A 14059-nucleotide genomic window follows, 5' to 3' on the forward strand; every position below is an offset into this window, starting at 1 on the left:
GTTGCCTTCGTCCTTTGGACGGCGTAGAGCTTGCCCAAGGTAGGAACCTCTAGCCTAGCGCGTTTCCGGGTTTGGCCATAGCCGGTTTTTCTCTAGGCTGTCCGGCAGTTCCTGCTTGGCGTTGACCGAAGACCCGGAAAAAGAGCCGAAATCCGCCTCCGCCGTACCGGAGTAGAGCTGAAAAGAAAAATGTTTTGGACCACCGCCTGACACGTTCGGAAAAATCGGCTTCAATAAGCCCTAGCTGCGCTTCCCAGTAGCAGAGGTGGTCTTTCATCCCCCGATTGCTTCCCTTCACCCGTGACACCCAAGTCTACTTCGCGTACCTCGGCTCGCCCCATGTCTGTCAATGAGGGGCAGGTTCCTCGGCCTGAGCTGGGCGTCTCTATTGCTCCGCGGCTGCGTCGTTTGCAGGGGCAGGGATCCCTGGTTCGGGCCGGAGCGCCCCCTTCTCTCCCGGTTCCCGGCCCGCGGACGATCCCCGTCCGGCCTTCCTGTTCAAGAAATCTGTCTCGCCTGCGGGAACGACGAGCCCCAGAGCCGGAGCCCCAAGCTTGGGAACTGCTCTGTCGCATCGGGGTGAACCTCGTGTTTACGGCGGCTGCCCTCGGCGGCCTGTATCGCCTTTTACCGGTGCAGTTGGCCCAGCACCACCGCCTGCAGGTTTTGGAGCAGAACCTCGAAGTCCTCTCAGCCCGAGTCTCACGGTTGCGGGAGGGAGTGGATCGCGGCATGGATCCCTTGCAGCAGCAAGCCCTCATCAAGGAACGCCTCAACCGCGTGCCGCCCGATCAAATCCAGGTGCGCCTGGTGGATCCCAGCGACCTAGTAGCCGACGCGGAGAAAAAGGCACCCCCCACCTGGATTGGACAATCTCCCCAGTTGTCCAGAAGGCCCTAGCTAGGACTGTTGCAGCAGCAGGGCCGCCTCTTTGGCAAAGTAGGTGAGGATCATGTCAGCGCCGGCCCGCTTCATGGCCAAGAGGGATTCCATCATCACCTTCTTGCCGTCGATCCAGCCCTTTTGCTCAGCAGCCTTGATCATGGCGTATTCGCCGCTCACGTTGTAGGCGGCCACGGGCAGATCTGTCGCTTCCTTGACCCGATAGATAATGTCCAGGTAGGCCAAGGCCGGCTTCACCATCACAATGTCCGCCCCTTCCGCCTCGTCCAGCTCCACTTCTCTAAGGGCCTCGCGGGCGTTGGCGGGATCCATCTGATAGGTTTTTTTATCCCCCCACTTGGGCGCGGATCCCAGGGCATCGCGAAAAGGGCCATAGAAAGCGGAGGCATACTTGGCGGAGTAGGCCAGAATCGCCACGTCGGTATAGCCTTGCTCATCCAGGGCCTCGCGAATGGCGCCGACGCGACCGTCCATCATGTCGGAGGGGGCCACGATGTCGGTTCCCGCTTCCGCCTGGGAGAGGGCCTGCTTAACCAACACCTCCACTGTCTCGTCGTTGAGGATCACCCCGTCCCGCACAATGCCGTCGTGGCCGTCGCTGTTGTAAGGATCCAAGGCCACATCCGTGATCACCAGGATCTCGGGGATCTCCTGCTTGATCCGACGCACCGCCCGCTGGATGAGGCCCTCCGGGTTGAAGGATTCTCGCCCCGTGGGGTCTTTCTTTTCTTCGGGCACCACCGGGAAGAGGGCCACCGCCGGGATCCCCAAGTTGGCCGCCTCCTCCACCTCCTTGAGGAGCAGATCCAGGGTGTAGCGGTAGCAGCCGGGCATCGACTCCACCTCTTGCCGCTGGTTCTCCCCTTCCATGACAAACAGGGGGTAGATGAGATCCTGCACCCGCAGGTGGGTCTCCTGAACCAGCTGGCGAAGGGCCTCGGTGCGCCGCAGCCGGCGGGGACGGTAGATCAGGTCTTGGCTCATAGGAGCAGGAGAAAGAGGGCCTCTCTATTTTGCCATGAGGGCCCCAGGAGCTCAGTCAAAGCGGAGGGGGAAAATGCCGCTCCAACCAGCAGCCAATTGCTTGCTGAACAGCTGCAGCCTCGCAGTCGTGCAAAAGGTCGTGGCGCGACTGGGGAAAATCGTAGACTTCACCCTTGGGAAGCCGACAGGCAAACTCCACAGCGCCAGCAGGATTGACAACAATATCGGCAGAGGTGTAGAGCACCAAAACTGGCAGCTCCAGCCGGTGGGCTTGTTCAAGGCAGCGCCGGCCGCTGCGCACCAGCTCCGCCGTAAACCGGGCCCGGGTAACACCACACACGTAAGGATCTGCAGCCAAGGCTGCCTGCTGCTCCGCTAGGGAGGTCACCCGCCCGGGTTCGTAGAGGCCGGTCAGGGCCAACTGGGGCAAAACCTTGTCCAAGACCTGTAAAAGACCCCAGGTAAAGTGGTTGAAATAGTGGTCGATACGAAAGGCCGGGGAGATAAGGATCAAACCTTGCACCTGGTCGGGGTGAGCAAGCGCATATTCCGTAACCCAATTGGCCCCTGCGCTGTACCCGCACCAGACTTGGAGGATCCCTGGCTGGGGCCAAACTTGCTCGACGATTGCCTCTAGATCCGCCCGGTACTGACCAAAGTGATCGATCCAACAGCGGATGCCATCTGAGCGTCCAAATCCCCGCATGTCAGGCGCCAAAACCTCCCAGCCCCGGGCCACTAGTTCTTCCGCCAAGGGGCCAAACCCGCCGCCGTGATCCCCTTTGCCGTGCAACAGCAACACCCGGCCCCGCGGGGATCCCTGTAGCCAGTGGCGCAGAAAAACCGCGGTGCCGTCTGAAAGCTGTAGTTCCCGGGAGCAATAGATCTCTTGAGACGACGGAGGTCTTGCCTGACTCGGCAACCGCTCCTCTGAAGCATCCCAGTGGTTTAACTGATGAACTGGATTACCGGACAAGTCAAAAGGCATAGATAGGTACCCAGCCAGCAAAGCCGCAGATCCCATCCTCCCATTCCCCAGCCTTCTCCAACACTGCTGCCGCTGAGCGAGCGCAATGTTGCTTTTCGCTTTAAAACATTTCTTAACAATTTTGCCCCTTGCCAGGGATCCCTATCTGGCCGAGCTTTGCGGCTCTTTTCCGGCAAGTGTCCGAGGCGTTTTGGGGACAAATTGGGGCCAACGGCGGGAATGAGGAGCTGTTGGGAGGTATGATCTTGTGAAGAACTTTTGCCGAGCCTCAGGTCTGACGGGATCCCGTCTCCGTGGCTCTCGGTCTTTGCTCTACCATTGCTTTGTTGCTTGTTCGCTTCATCCACTTGGAAACGGGTCGCTGAAACTATGCTGTTACTGAAAATCTCTGTTTACGCGGTGGTAATCTTTTTTGTGGGACTGTTTGTTTTTGGTTTCTTGAGCAATGACCCTGCCCGCAACCCCAACCGTCGGGACATGGAATGAGGGATCCCGCATTTGGGCGTTCCTGGTGAGAAGGGCTTACGCCTTAAGGGGGTGCTTGACGCATCCCCTGCTTTCGCTTAGCTCTCAATCCAAAGCAACGGCTCGGCTTGCCTACTGAAAGACTGTAATCAGAAGAGTCTGGGATCCAGAGCGGTTTTGCTGGTCAAAGGCAGTGATTCGAAACTGCCAAACGCCGGCAGGATCGCCAGGAGCAACCCGGAAGTCGGTGTTGAAGCTACAGAAAGTGGCACCTGGGCTGCAGCCAACCTGCTGGGGGCTAAAGACTTCCCTTTGCACGCGCGTGCCAAGCGGGTTGAAGGTTTCCAGTTCCACAAACTGGGTTGAGCGGGCGCCGCCCGGCACACTGACCTGCACCGTGAAAGCCGGTGTGGAGGTGCCTACGCGCCCAGAGGTAGGCGGATTGATAAAGGAAACGGTTGGGCTTTGGGGTGGAATGACAATCGATCCGCCAGAGTTGCCGCTGTTGCCGCAGGCGGTCAGAGTGGTGGCTAGAAAGCCCGTTGCCAAGAGAGTTAGCGCAGCGCGTCGCATTCTTGCCTTTTCTCACGAAACTTTGCAGAAACCTGGTGAAACCTTGGAAACCCCTTGTCCCTTCTCTGGGGCAAGTTTGCCTCTAGGCTAATCTTTGCTGCTCCAGCCCAAGAGCAAATGCGCAATCGCGCAAAGATAGAAGGTCTTTTGCGCTAAAGCAGCAGCAAGCGCCGCAGGATCAGGGCTAGGAGGGCAGCGAAGCTGACCACGATGAGCTGTCCTGGCAGGGTATAGCCAGAGTAGAGCCGAAGCAACTGCAGCAACTCTCCATTCCAGGGCTGAGTAGCTAAGAGATAGGTGATCCCGGTCAGGTGAACCAGGGTCAGGGCCACCAAACCGGCGGCGGCCAAGTCTTGCAGACGCACCGGCGCAGAGAGGCTGGGCTGCACGTAGGGGTTGCGGCGAGGGGGAAAGGAGGCGCGCGGTAAATGAGGATCCGTTTGTCGAAAGGCCATTGTCCCGCAGGCCCAGGCTGCAGGCAGAAACCCGAGCAAATAGCCGAAGGCGGGCTGGTACAGGTATTGCCATCCGCCTCCTTGGGCAAACACCTGCAGCCCCGCCAACCCCAATCCCAGATAGACGATCTGAGCGCACACTGCCGCCACCGGCCCCGCCAGACAGGCCGTCAGCAGCACGCCGCCGATTTGCAGGGAAAAGCTATATCCGCCCACCCCTGGCCACTGAGGCGGCAAGCTCACCTGGGTTAGGGTGCCCAAAATGGTCAAGATCACCCCAATCGCGATCCAGAGCCATTCCAGAGGGGTTAACAGTCGGCCAGAGCGCATAGCCGAGGGGAAGTCTTTTTCTATGCTAGAAGAGGACAAAGTACAGAGAGAGTAAGGTGGTCAAGCCAGAATGGATTGAATTGGCGCAGGCCCTGGCCGAGGCTGCCGGAGCGGTGATCCGACCTTTGTTTCGCGGGGAGCTGAAAGCCGAATACAAGGAGGCCCGCTCGCCAATTGTAACGATAGCCGACCGGGAGGCGGAACGGGCGATGCGGGCGCTGCTGGCCGCCCACGTGCCGGAGCACAACATCCTCGGCGAGGAGTTTGGCTTCCACCAGACCGGATCCCCCTACACCTGGGTTTTGGATCCCTTGGATGGCACCATCGCCTTTTCCACCGGCAAGCCCACCTTTGCCACTTTGATCGCCCTGTTGGCGGAGGATCGCCCCATCTTGGGCCTCATCGATCAGCCGGTGCTGCGCGAGCGCTGGCTGGGGGTGCAGGGACAACCAACCCGCTGGATAACCCCCTCCACCCAACAGCTCACGCGCACCAAAGCCACCACTGAACTCAGCCGCGCCTACCTAAGCTGCACCACCCCCGATTTGTTCGCCCAGCCTGACCAGCGGCAGCGCTTTCAGCAGCTCAGCCGCTCGGTTCACATCACCTCTTACGGCGGCGACGGCTACCAGTACGGCTTGTTGGCCAGCGGCTACATCGATCTGGTGATGGAGTGTGGGCTTGCCCTCTACGACTTTGCTGCTCTCGTGCCTGTTATCGAGGGATCCGGCGGCCTGATTACCGATTGGTCGGGGGATCCCTTGACCCGCACGTCTAGGGGGGAAGTGCTGGCGGCGGCCAACCCCGACTTGCATCGCCAGGCCTTGGCTGCAATAAGCTCCGAGAGGTAGTCCCTAGCCCGAAGGTAAGCGCTGGGGAGCGATTGTTAGAAATTGTTGCTGACAAGATAAGGCTCTAGCCAAGTTCTTCGTCCGGCGCCCCCGTCGACAACCGGTACCGCCACCCCCGGCAGTGCCAGTTCAGACCAAAAGCGTACCAAGCTTTCCCTTTTCTCCATAGCCGTTTCCTGACACTTTCTGACCCCAAACTCAACTGCAGTTTAAGGCTGGAAGTGCTTATCTGGAGCGGGTTTATGGCTTTGGGTGGCTGGAAGCGGGCGAACGGAATCGAACCGTCAACAGCAGTTTGGAAGACTGCGGTTTTACCATTAAACTACGCCCGCACAGGCATTTGCCTCTGCAGCTACCTATACTAGCATCTGCCGGCAGTCTCCTTCTAAGACCATCGCCGCTCAAAGCAGAGAGACGAGATGCTACTCATCGACGCTGAAGCTTCTTCTGGCGTTTCTTTTGCCACTGCTGAAACTCCTTTTCGTAGCGTTCACCCTCCGTTTGATAGGCGTTCCAGCCTTTGAGGGAAACTGTCAAGCCCCAGCCCATGAGTATAAACAGCGACCAGGATAGCCCTCCGCCGGAAAGCCAGTCCAAGCCCAGCAGAAAGCTGTTGACAATTGCATATCGCCCCAGCAACTGGTAAAACTGCCGGCGGCGGTAGCGCTGGAATTCGCGATGTTGGCTGTTCAGCTCTTGCCAAGCCTTCCATTCCTGTTCGGCCAGATCCAGCTCTTGGGGGGAGATCCCCAGTTCGGCGGCCATCTCCTGCAGTTGGGCGCGGGTAAACTCGCCCAGACGCGGCTGGCGGGCCATGGCCCGCTGGAGAATTTGTTGCACGTCCTCTTGGCTGTACCGGGATCCCGACATTGGGTCTACACACAACCTTACAATTCTTAGCCCAAGTTAGCCAGATCTTGCAGCTCGTTAAGTTCGCCTTGCTGCAGAACCCAACCGCTAGACTAAACCTAGGCCAGCCCGCCAGGCGCTTTCTCCACGGCTAAGTTACTCCTTGCCAACCGAACTTGCCAATAGGGCTATGACTTCTACCCGCCCTAGATCCCGCCAGAGCCGTCAGAGTCGGACTTCCCTATTGAGCGATCTGCTGGAGGCTTTGCCCCATCTGCGCCCGCAACTTTATTTCAAGTCTTCTCTGGTTGCCCTTAGCCACGCCATCGAGGATCAGGTGTTGCAAGGTCAGGGATCCCCGTGGGTGTTCGCCAATTTTCAAAAGGAGCGCTACTACCGCCAGGAGGCGCGGCGCTACCGTCGCATCGGCGCGGTTGCCCAAGATGTGTTTGTGTTGGCTGCTCCCGATGGGGCTCAGGCCGACCTGCCCCCTGACTTTATCCCCCTGGATCCGGAGGATCCGCTGGCGCAGGAGTGGCATTTGATCGTTATCGACGCCCACTATGCCACCTGCTTGGTGTGTCGGGAGCGGCCCTGGCAGGGCAGCGACATGGATGCGGCCCGCCAATTCGATGGCATCTGGTCATTTGATCGCTCCGTCACTGCCCAGGCGGCTTTGGCTCTGTTGCCGAAGATCCTTGGCTACCGTCCGGATCTGGCCCCTCGCCTGGAGCCGGTTCGCCAGTACCTCGAAGGAGCTCCCCAGGAGGCTGACAGCCAACTGAACCCCGGCCCTTTTACGGAGCGGCTGATCACCTATCTCCAGGTAGGGCAATACAAGCTGCAGCGGGCCTATCGCACCATTCAAGCTCAAGAGCGCAAAGAACACTTGATCAACCGCATCAGCAGCGCCATTCGCCAGTCTTTGCATCCCGGCGATATCCTGACCATTGCCGTTCAGGAATTGGGTCAGGCAGCGAAGGTGGGGCGCTGTTTGATCTACCGCTACGACGGTCAGGTTCCTGCTGTCCAGATCGATCACGAGTATCACACCCTGACGATGGGCAGCCTCAAGGGATCCCTCTGGCCCGTGCCAAGCAACCCTTTTTTGCAGGAGGCGATGGCCTCGGCCCAACTAGTGTGTTGCGAGGACACCCAAAAGGATCCGCGCTTGCAGCAAGTGCCGGAGCTGTGGCAGGCGGCGCAAATTCGCGCTTGGGTGGCCATGCCGATTCTCTATCAGGGGCGGTTGCTGGGCCTATTGGAGCTGCACCACCAACACCCCCGCCGCTGGCAGCTGGCCACCCTGGAGCTGGCGGAAGCCATTGCCAACCAGGTAGGAGTAGCCCTCCTGCAGGCAGAAGCCTATCAGCACCTGGAAGAGCTGAATCGCCAGTTGCAGGCTCTGGATCGGGCCAAGTCGGAGCTGATTGCCGTGATCGGGCACGAGCTGCGCACTCCTTTGTCCACCATTCAAGTGTGTCTGGAGTCTTTGGCCGGCGACCCCGACATGCCCTTGGAGAGGCGCCAGGAGATGTTGAATGCGGCCCTGCAGGATGCCGGTCGGCTGCGGGAGCTGGTGCAGGATTTTCTCACCCTCTCCAAGCTGGAAAGTGGTCGCGTTCGCTGGCATATTGAGCCGCTGTCTGCCCAAGAATGCGTGGAGCTGGCCCTGAGCAACGTGAAAGCGCGACGACGGCACGAGGAGTTACCCACCATCGAGCAGGCGCTGCCCAAACGGCTGCCGATGGTCAGGGCAGATGGCGAGTGGCTGGTGGAAGTGTTGCGCAAGCTGTTGGACAATGCCTGCAAGTTTACTCCTCCCAGCGGGCGGATCTGGATCCGGGCAGAGGTGGAGCCACCAGCCGGCGAACCTGGAGAAGCGATGGTGAGATTTACTGTGGCCGACAGCGGGCGAGGCATTGAGCCGGAGCGGTTGCAAGCCATCTTCGAGCGGTTTTACCAGGCAGAGGGATCCCTGCGCCGTTCCGTGGGCGGGACGGGTTTGGGGCTGGCCATCTGCCGGCTGATCGTTGAGGCGATGGGGGGGCGCATCTGGGCCGAATCGCCGGGGATCAACCAGGGCAGTGCCTTCCACTTCACCCTGCCGATAGCAAACCCACGAACCCAGACTCAGCTCTCGATGGCCGCCTGAAAAGTGGGGGGCTGCCAGGCTGCTGCGATGAGCTGGGATCCCAGCCGGCAAATGCAAACCGCGAATGTCCAACAAATCAGGTTGCCGCATAGCTCCCCTCTCCCAAAGGGAGAGGGGCTGGGGGTGAGGGACGTCCCTTTGGGAGAGGGGCTGGGGGTGAGGGATGGCACGCCCTATTGGGAGTATAAACTCAGGCAGCGCTCCCGAATGGCCTGGAGATTGAAGGCCAAGTCTCGGCAGATGCGCCGTTCCACCAGGCCGACCGGCATGCGGCGCGGCGGCTTCACCTGCAGGTGGTAGGTGAGCAAAGTTTGCTGGTTTAGCCACTCGGCCAGCTCCCAAAACCCCTCGAAAAGGAGAAAGTCCCCCTCTATTTCTTGGAAGCGAAGCTGGTGGGGAAAGATTTCCTCAATGGCCAGCACCACTGCCGCCGAAAAGCGGGCAAAGAGAACCTTTTGGGATCCCACCTGGCGTACCAGCTTGCGGCCGTTCTCGCTGCCGAGGAAGCGGCTTTCCACCAAGTTGGGCACAAACTCCGCCAGATGGTCGTAATCGGTTAAAACCTGCCAAACCCGCTGCCGCTCCACCGGGATCAGGACGCGACCTCGCACTTGGCGGCGGCGCTCCCCCAAATCCTCCACCTCCACCTGGATGTCTGAGGACTCCGTCCCGCTGACGCCAGCAGGAATGGGGATCCCATCTTCTGGGGTGGGGTCTTGGGGATCCCATTCAGGGTCAGAAGGCATGGCGAGAACTTCAGTCGCGTAGGTGCTGTAGAGCAGTGCGGAAACCGGAGAGGGAATCGATTTTTGACTGGACAAACCATTCGCCAGCAGTTCCAATAGGCTGCCCCCCTGTGTTTTCTATTGTATCAGGGAACTGTATAGCAGATAACGAACTCTAGGGGAGAAGGGCCTGGAACCAACCGACGATCACCTGCCAAACCTGTTCTAGAAGGGCAAAGGGATCCCGCAACTCCTGCAGCACCTGCCGCGGGCCAATTCTAAAGACCACGTACAACACGGCCAAGATGATTACAATCCCCACCGTTGTCCAGATGGCCTCTCGAACCACCCGCACCCAAAAAACCAGCATAAAAATGGCGATGGCTACAGCGGCAACCAGCGGCAATGTGTCCAGTACCATCGCGTCCTCCCTTTGGCTTGGGTTTTGGCCTCTGACCTTAATCTACCCAGTCGAGCCCTGTTGTAGATGCGCCGGGGATCCCATCCCGTAAAATGGGATCACCCCGATGAGCCTTCTTTGCTTGGCTAGACCTATGGACATCATCACCTTTGGCTGGGTTGCCGTTGCGGCTTTCTTCGCCCTTTCCATTGCCTTCGTGGTTTGGGGCCGTAACGGCATGTAGCCCCAAGCATCCCCCTTGTCCTTCGCTACCTCTGGCTCTATGGAAACCGACTTGCCCTGGGTGGCCCGCCTTGCGTATGGGAGCATCTTTTTGCTCTTGACGGCTGTAACGGTGGGCGTTGGCTACATCACCTTTATCGACTGGCGGGATCGGCGGCGGCGCAACGAGGCAGAACGGCAGGCTCGCCGCTCCAAGCGTCGCTAGCTCCTGGGGTTCTGGGAGAGGGGCCAAGAAGTTTCTCATCTCAATCGGGCTTACCGCCAACAACCCTCAGAGTAGGAGAGGCTACCGGGGGCAAGGGATCCTCAGGCTGGAGGCAAGAGAGCTCTTGCAGGAGGCTCTGGTTGGCTTCCCAGAGAGCTTGCAGGTTGTAGCCAGCGTAGGTGGGCAGAAAGTCGGCCAGCTTGCGGTTGGCCTCCCCCAGCAGGATCATGCAGCCGCGGCGGTTGCCGTTTTGCAGGTGGTAGTAGGCCACGGCGGTTTGCAACAGCCCCTGGTAGAAGCGCCGCTCCGGATCCACCGCTTCCATCCACAGGGCCTCCAGGGTGTCGTGGCAGGCGTAGAATTCCCCCCGGTTAAACTGCTCGGCGGCCAAACGCAACGCTTCTGAGTGGGCATTGCTCATGTGGCTAGGCACAGTTGTGGGCTAGGGGTGAGGTCTGCACAGGCAGGGATCCCTGCGGCAGCACCAGGGTAAAGCAGGTTTTGCCTTGAGAACTCTCCACCGAGACGCTGCCCCCCAGCCGCTGCATCCACTGCTTAACCAAAGCCAGCCCCAGGCCGGTGCCGCCCCGCTTCCAGGGATCCCCGCTGGGGATGCGGTAGAACTTCTCGAAGATGCGCTCCCACTCGCTGCGGGGAATCTCCACCCCCTCGTTGACCACCCGAATTTGCACTTGTTCAGGGCTGAGGCGGCGCGCCGTCACCGTGATGCGGTGCTGAGGCGGGGTGTACTTGCAGGCGTTGTTGACCAGCTCCTGTACCACCCGCGTCAAGGCGGCCTGATCCGTCACCACCTTGCCCACCTTCGGGTCAATCTGCCACTGCAACTGTTGCTGATTGGCCTCGGCCCGCTGCACAAAGGGCTGCAGCACAGTGGGCAGCCAGGCGGCCAGGGACACTTCTTCAAGATGAAGGGGTTTGGATCCCTGCTCCAACCGCTGCAGATCCAGCAGATCGTTGATCAATTCCGCCTCGCGCTCGCACTCCTGCTCTAGGATTTGCAGATATTGCTCCCGTTTTTGGGGGGTGCGGGCCATTTTCAGCAGTTGGATGGCCATTTTCATGTTGGTGATGGGGGTGCGCAGCTCGTGGGAGACGGTGCTTAAAAAATCATCTTTGAGGCAGTTGAGGCGCTTCAGCTCGCTGATTTGTTGCACCGAGGCCTGGTAGAGGCGAGCCTGGCGGATGGCGATGGCACAGTGATCCGCTACCTGCTGTACCACCTGCATCTCCAGGGTATCAAAGCACTCGGCTGCCGCCTTGGCCAACCACAGATCGCCCAACGCCCCCTGGTCATCCCGCAGCGGGCAAACCAAAAGCGTCAGCCCTTCCCGCCGTGGGATCCAGCTTTGCCCCGGCAGATGGCACAGTTGCGCCGCCTGCCCCCTTTGCAGTTGTCGGTAGAGATCTGGGTAGTCGGCCAGGGTTAGGGTGATCCCGCCGGCGGGCGGCAGGGCGGCGGTGTATTCATAGCGCACGGTGGCCTGGCCGGCTGCTCCCTCGTAGAGGCAGAGATCGCAGCCTTGGATGGGCAGCCCCAGCGCCAACTCCTGCACCACCGCCCGCAGGATCTGGGCTTCGTCTAGGCTGCTGCGCACCTGGTCGGTAACCCGCTGCAAGAGGGCATCCATGGCCAAAGAGCGCTGCAGGGCCGCCGTCCGCTCCTCTACCTCGTGCTCCAGACGGGCGTTGAGATCTTGCAACTGCCGGTAGAGCTGGTTTTGCGCAATCGACAGGGCCAGGTGCACCGCAGCGCGGCCGACCAGCTCCAGCTCCGCGGCCGACCAGGCCTTGGGCTCGTCAACTTTCAGCTCTCGCCAAGCGGCAAAGGAGATCAACGGCAGTTCTTGACGGGGATCCTCCCCACCTTCCCCTTGGGCGGGCCAGCGGTAGCCGGCCCAGTGGGTCTCTTGGCAGAGGGCGCCGCGAAAGACGCTCAGCCAGCCCACCAGCTGCTCGTTCCAAACCAGCGGCACCGCCAGCAGCCCGCGAATGGGCGTCTGCTGCAGCTGGGCCTGCAGTTCTGGCCACTTCTCCAACTGGGAAAGCGACCACGTCTTCACCCCGTTTCCTGCTGTCTTGGGCCTTCCCACCTGCTCCTGCAGCCAGGCGTCGTAGCCTGCCGGCGGCTGGATCCCATGGTGGCAGAGGGTGTCCAGGCCCAGGAACCGGATGCGCAGCCGCGCCCCGATCCCTTGGAGGCCGGCGGTAAGCTGCTCCAGCACAGTGGTCAAGGTGGTCTCGGGGTGGAGCGGCGAGTACACCAGCGCCGCAATTTGGTTAATCAAACGTTCCTGCTGCGCCTTTTGCCGCGCCTGCTCCAGCAATTCCGCCTGGGCAATGGCAATCGACACCTGATCCGCCACCAACTGCACCACCTGCAGCTCTTCGGCAGAGTAGGAGCGGGGCTCGGCGTGGTGGGAGACCAAGAGCCCCCACAACTGCTGGTGATGCAGGAGGGGTACCACCAGGGAGGAGGCCACCCCCATGCACTTGAGGTAGTGGGCATGGCAGGGATCCACCAGCCGCTGCGGCACCTCGCCCAGGGGCAAAGGCCGGGCCTGGGCAAAGCGGCCCAGCGACTCCGGCTGGCTGAGGAAGCGGGTCTGGGCCTCCACATCCACGATCACCCGCACCTGGGCCAGGCGAAACAGCTGCCGCGCCTCTTCTGGGATATCCCCCGCCGGAAACGATAGGCCCAAGAGGGAGGGCAACCGCTCGGCTTGTCGGGCTTCCGCCACCACCGTCCCATGGCCTTCCGGGTCGAAGCGGTATACCTTGACCCGATCCGTGCCCAAAAAGGCGCGCACCTCCTCCACCGTTGCCCTCAGGATCTGATCCAGCTCCAGGGATTGCCGGATCTGGTGGGTAATGCGGTTGATGAGGACATCCCGGCTGGCGCAGGCTGCAGGGGCCAAGGTTTCCATAGCTATAGGGGAGTGCAAAAGTATTGGAAGCTACACCTCCTCTTTCACGATAGCGCCCCCTGCCGGGAAGTTAGAGAGCCCCAAGTAAAAAGCTTAAAAAATGCCAAAAGTTCTCCACCCTTCTTCACAAGGGGGGCTGAGGCAGGCGGAAGAGGCGGGCGGCATTTTGGCTGGTCTGTCGGGCCAGGTCTTGCAAGGGGATCTGCAACAGCTCCGCCAGGGTTTGGGCCACCCGCTGCACATGGGCCGGCTCGTTGCGCTTGCCGCGGAAGGGGGTGGGGGCCAGGAAAGGGCAATCGGTTTCCACCAGAAGCTGGGACAGAGGCACCTCCTGGGCCGAGCGGCGCACCGTCTCAGCGTTCTTAAAGGTGACGATGCCGCTAAAGCTGATGAAGCAGCCCAGCTCCACAAACAGTCGCGTCTCCTCCGGGGATCCGCTCCAGCAGTGCATCACCGCCCGCAGCGGCCCCCTGGCAGCCATGGCCTCCCTCAAAATCTCGTAGGTGGCTGCTGCCGCCTCGCGGCAATGGACGATCAGGGCCAAATCCTGCTCCTGGGCAAGGGCAATGTGGGCGCGGAAGGATTCTGTTTGCCGCTCCACATCGGCCGGGTCGGACTTGTAGAAATCTAGGCCTGTCTCCCCAATGGCCACCACTCGGGGGTCGCCGGCGGCCAACTGGGCGATCTTTTCGGCCAGATCCGGCTGCCACTGGCGCGCCTCCAGAGGGTGCAGCCCCACCGACAAAAACACCTCCGGATACTGGTCGGCAATGGCCTGCAATTGGGGAAACTCCGCCGGCGTTACGCAGGAGTGCACCAGTTGCTGGATCCCGGCCTGGCGCCAGCGCTCGGCCACCTGCGGCAGATCTTCGGCAAAATCGGGATAGTTCAAGTGGACGTGGGTATCCACGAGGGGGGCAGCGGGCAAGACGGCGGTGCTCAAGGCTCAGCTCCCGAACCAAATGTTGCGGACTCTATCCAATTGTAA

At 60.7% G+C, this 14059-nt stretch carries 17 protein-coding genes and 1 tRNA gene; 6 read left to right on the forward strand and 12 right to left on the reverse strand.

Annotated elements, in window-relative coordinates:
* Positions 1-54 precede the first annotated feature (54 nt).
* Positions 55-234 (reverse strand): hypothetical protein, encoded by a 180-nt coding sequence (locus NW848_RS00470; protein WP_414402851.1) that lies wholly within the window; start codon positions 232-234, stop codon positions 55-57.
* Between the two features lie 105 nt (positions 235-339).
* Here NW848_RS00470 and NW848_RS00475 point away from each other — a divergent pair, with 105 nt between their 5' ends.
* A complete protein-coding gene (locus NW848_RS00475; protein ID WP_228375367.1) occupies positions 340-900 on the forward strand; it encodes a hypothetical protein in 561 nt (186 codons plus the stop codon).
* Here the strand turns inward: NW848_RS00475 and hemB are convergent, their stop codons facing one another.
* Both hemB and NW848_RS00485 read right to left on the reverse strand, forming a co-directional pair.
* Positions 901-1887 (reverse strand): porphobilinogen synthase, encoded by a 987-nt coding sequence (gene hemB / locus NW848_RS00480; RefSeq protein WP_011431536.1) that lies wholly within the window; start codon positions 1885-1887, stop codon positions 901-903. It abuts the gene before it with no gap.
* Positions 1888-1942: 55 nt separating this feature from the next.
* A complete protein-coding gene (locus tag NW848_RS00485) occupies positions 1943-2875 on the reverse strand; it encodes a lysophospholipase (protein WP_414402852.1) in 933 nt (310 codons plus the stop codon).
* 369 nt (positions 2876-3244) lie between these two features.
* Between NW848_RS00485 and NW848_RS00490 the strand changes: the two genes are divergently transcribed.
* Positions 3245-3361 (forward strand): photosystem II reaction center protein I, encoded by a 117-nt coding sequence (locus NW848_RS00490; protein WP_011431538.1) that lies wholly within the window; start codon positions 3245-3247, stop codon positions 3359-3361.
* Between the two features lie 111 nt (positions 3362-3472).
* On the opposite strand, the gene NW848_RS00495 is transcribed toward NW848_RS00490, so the two are convergent.
* Both NW848_RS00495 and NW848_RS00500 read right to left on the reverse strand, forming a co-directional pair.
* Positions 3473-3913, reverse strand: coding sequence for a hypothetical protein (locus NW848_RS00495; RefSeq protein WP_011431539.1), 441 nt, complete (start codon positions 3911-3913; stop codon positions 3473-3475).
* A gap of 152 nt (positions 3914-4065) precedes the next feature.
* Positions 4066-4698 carry a biotin transporter BioY gene (locus tag NW848_RS00500; RefSeq protein WP_011431541.1) on the reverse strand — a complete coding sequence of 211 codons (633 nt, stop codon included), beginning with the start codon at positions 4696-4698 and terminating at the stop codon, positions 4066-4068.
* Between the two features lie 56 nt (positions 4699-4754).
* Between NW848_RS00500 and hisN the strand changes: the two genes are divergently transcribed.
* Positions 4755-5549, forward strand: a complete 795-nt coding sequence (gene hisN / locus NW848_RS00505) for a histidinol-phosphatase (protein ID WP_011431542.1) — start codon at positions 4755-4757, stop codon at positions 5547-5549.
* A 261-nt stretch (positions 5550-5810) separates the two neighbouring features.
* On the opposite strand, the gene NW848_RS00510 is transcribed toward hisN, so the two are convergent.
* Positions 5811-5881 (reverse strand) — tRNA-Gly (locus tag NW848_RS00510).
* Between the two features lie 94 nt (positions 5882-5975).
* The gene (locus tag NW848_RS00515) at positions 5976-6419 is read right to left on the reverse strand and encodes a 2TM domain-containing protein (RefSeq protein ID WP_099884457.1); all 444 of its coding nucleotides are present in this window, start codon (positions 6417-6419) and stop codon (positions 5976-5978) included.
* A 223-nt stretch (positions 6420-6642) separates the two neighbouring features.
* On the opposite strand from NW848_RS00515, the gene NW848_RS00520 reads away from it, so the two are divergent.
* Positions 6643-8553: a DICT sensory domain-containing protein gene (locus NW848_RS00520; protein WP_414510345.1), complete on the forward strand. Its 1911-nt coding sequence runs from the start codon at positions 6643-6645 to the stop codon at positions 8551-8553.
* A gap of 173 nt (positions 8554-8726) precedes the next feature.
* Here NW848_RS00520 and NW848_RS00525 read toward each other — a convergent pair whose 3' ends face one another.
* Both NW848_RS00525 and NW848_RS00530 read right to left on the reverse strand, forming a co-directional pair.
* The gene (locus NW848_RS00525; protein WP_414510346.1) at positions 8727-9374 is read right to left on the reverse strand and encodes an SRPBCC family protein; all 648 of its coding nucleotides are present in this window, start codon (positions 9372-9374) and stop codon (positions 8727-8729) included.
* Between the two features lie 79 nt (positions 9375-9453).
* A complete protein-coding gene (locus tag NW848_RS00530; protein WP_049749597.1) occupies positions 9454-9699 on the reverse strand; it encodes a hypothetical protein in 246 nt (81 codons plus the stop codon).
* Between the two features lie 106 nt (positions 9700-9805).
* On the opposite strand from NW848_RS00530, the gene NW848_RS00535 reads away from it, so the two are divergent.
* Entirely contained in the window at positions 9806-9922 is a 117-nt protein-coding gene (locus NW848_RS00535; protein ID WP_240527309.1) for a cytochrome b6-f complex subunit PetN, read from the forward strand.
* A 39-nt stretch (positions 9923-9961) separates the two neighbouring features.
* On the forward strand, positions 9962-10126 hold the full coding sequence (locus tag NW848_RS00540) for a hypothetical protein (protein ID WP_168173624.1): 165 nt from the start codon (positions 9962-9964) through the stop codon (positions 10124-10126).
* 40 nt (positions 10127-10166) lie between these two features.
* On the opposite strand, the gene NW848_RS00545 is transcribed toward NW848_RS00540, so the two are convergent.
* From NW848_RS00545 to NW848_RS00555, 3 genes are all read right to left on the reverse strand, one after another.
* Positions 10167-10547 carry a DUF309 domain-containing protein gene (locus tag NW848_RS00545; RefSeq protein WP_414401432.1) on the reverse strand — a complete coding sequence of 127 codons (381 nt, stop codon included), beginning with the start codon at positions 10545-10547 and terminating at the stop codon, positions 10167-10169.
* Between the two features lie 4 nt (positions 10548-10551).
* Positions 10552-13071: a GAF domain-containing protein gene (locus NW848_RS00550; RefSeq protein WP_414402430.1), complete on the reverse strand. Its 2520-nt coding sequence runs from the start codon at positions 13069-13071 to the stop codon at positions 10552-10554.
* A 124-nt stretch (positions 13072-13195) separates the two neighbouring features.
* Positions 13196-14014, reverse strand: a complete 819-nt coding sequence (locus tag NW848_RS00555; RefSeq protein ID WP_228375368.1) for a TatD family hydrolase — start codon at positions 14012-14014, stop codon at positions 13196-13198.
* Between the last annotated feature and the right edge of the window lie 45 nt (positions 14015-14059).

This window comes from Synechococcus sp. RC10A2, assembly GCF_047502605.1.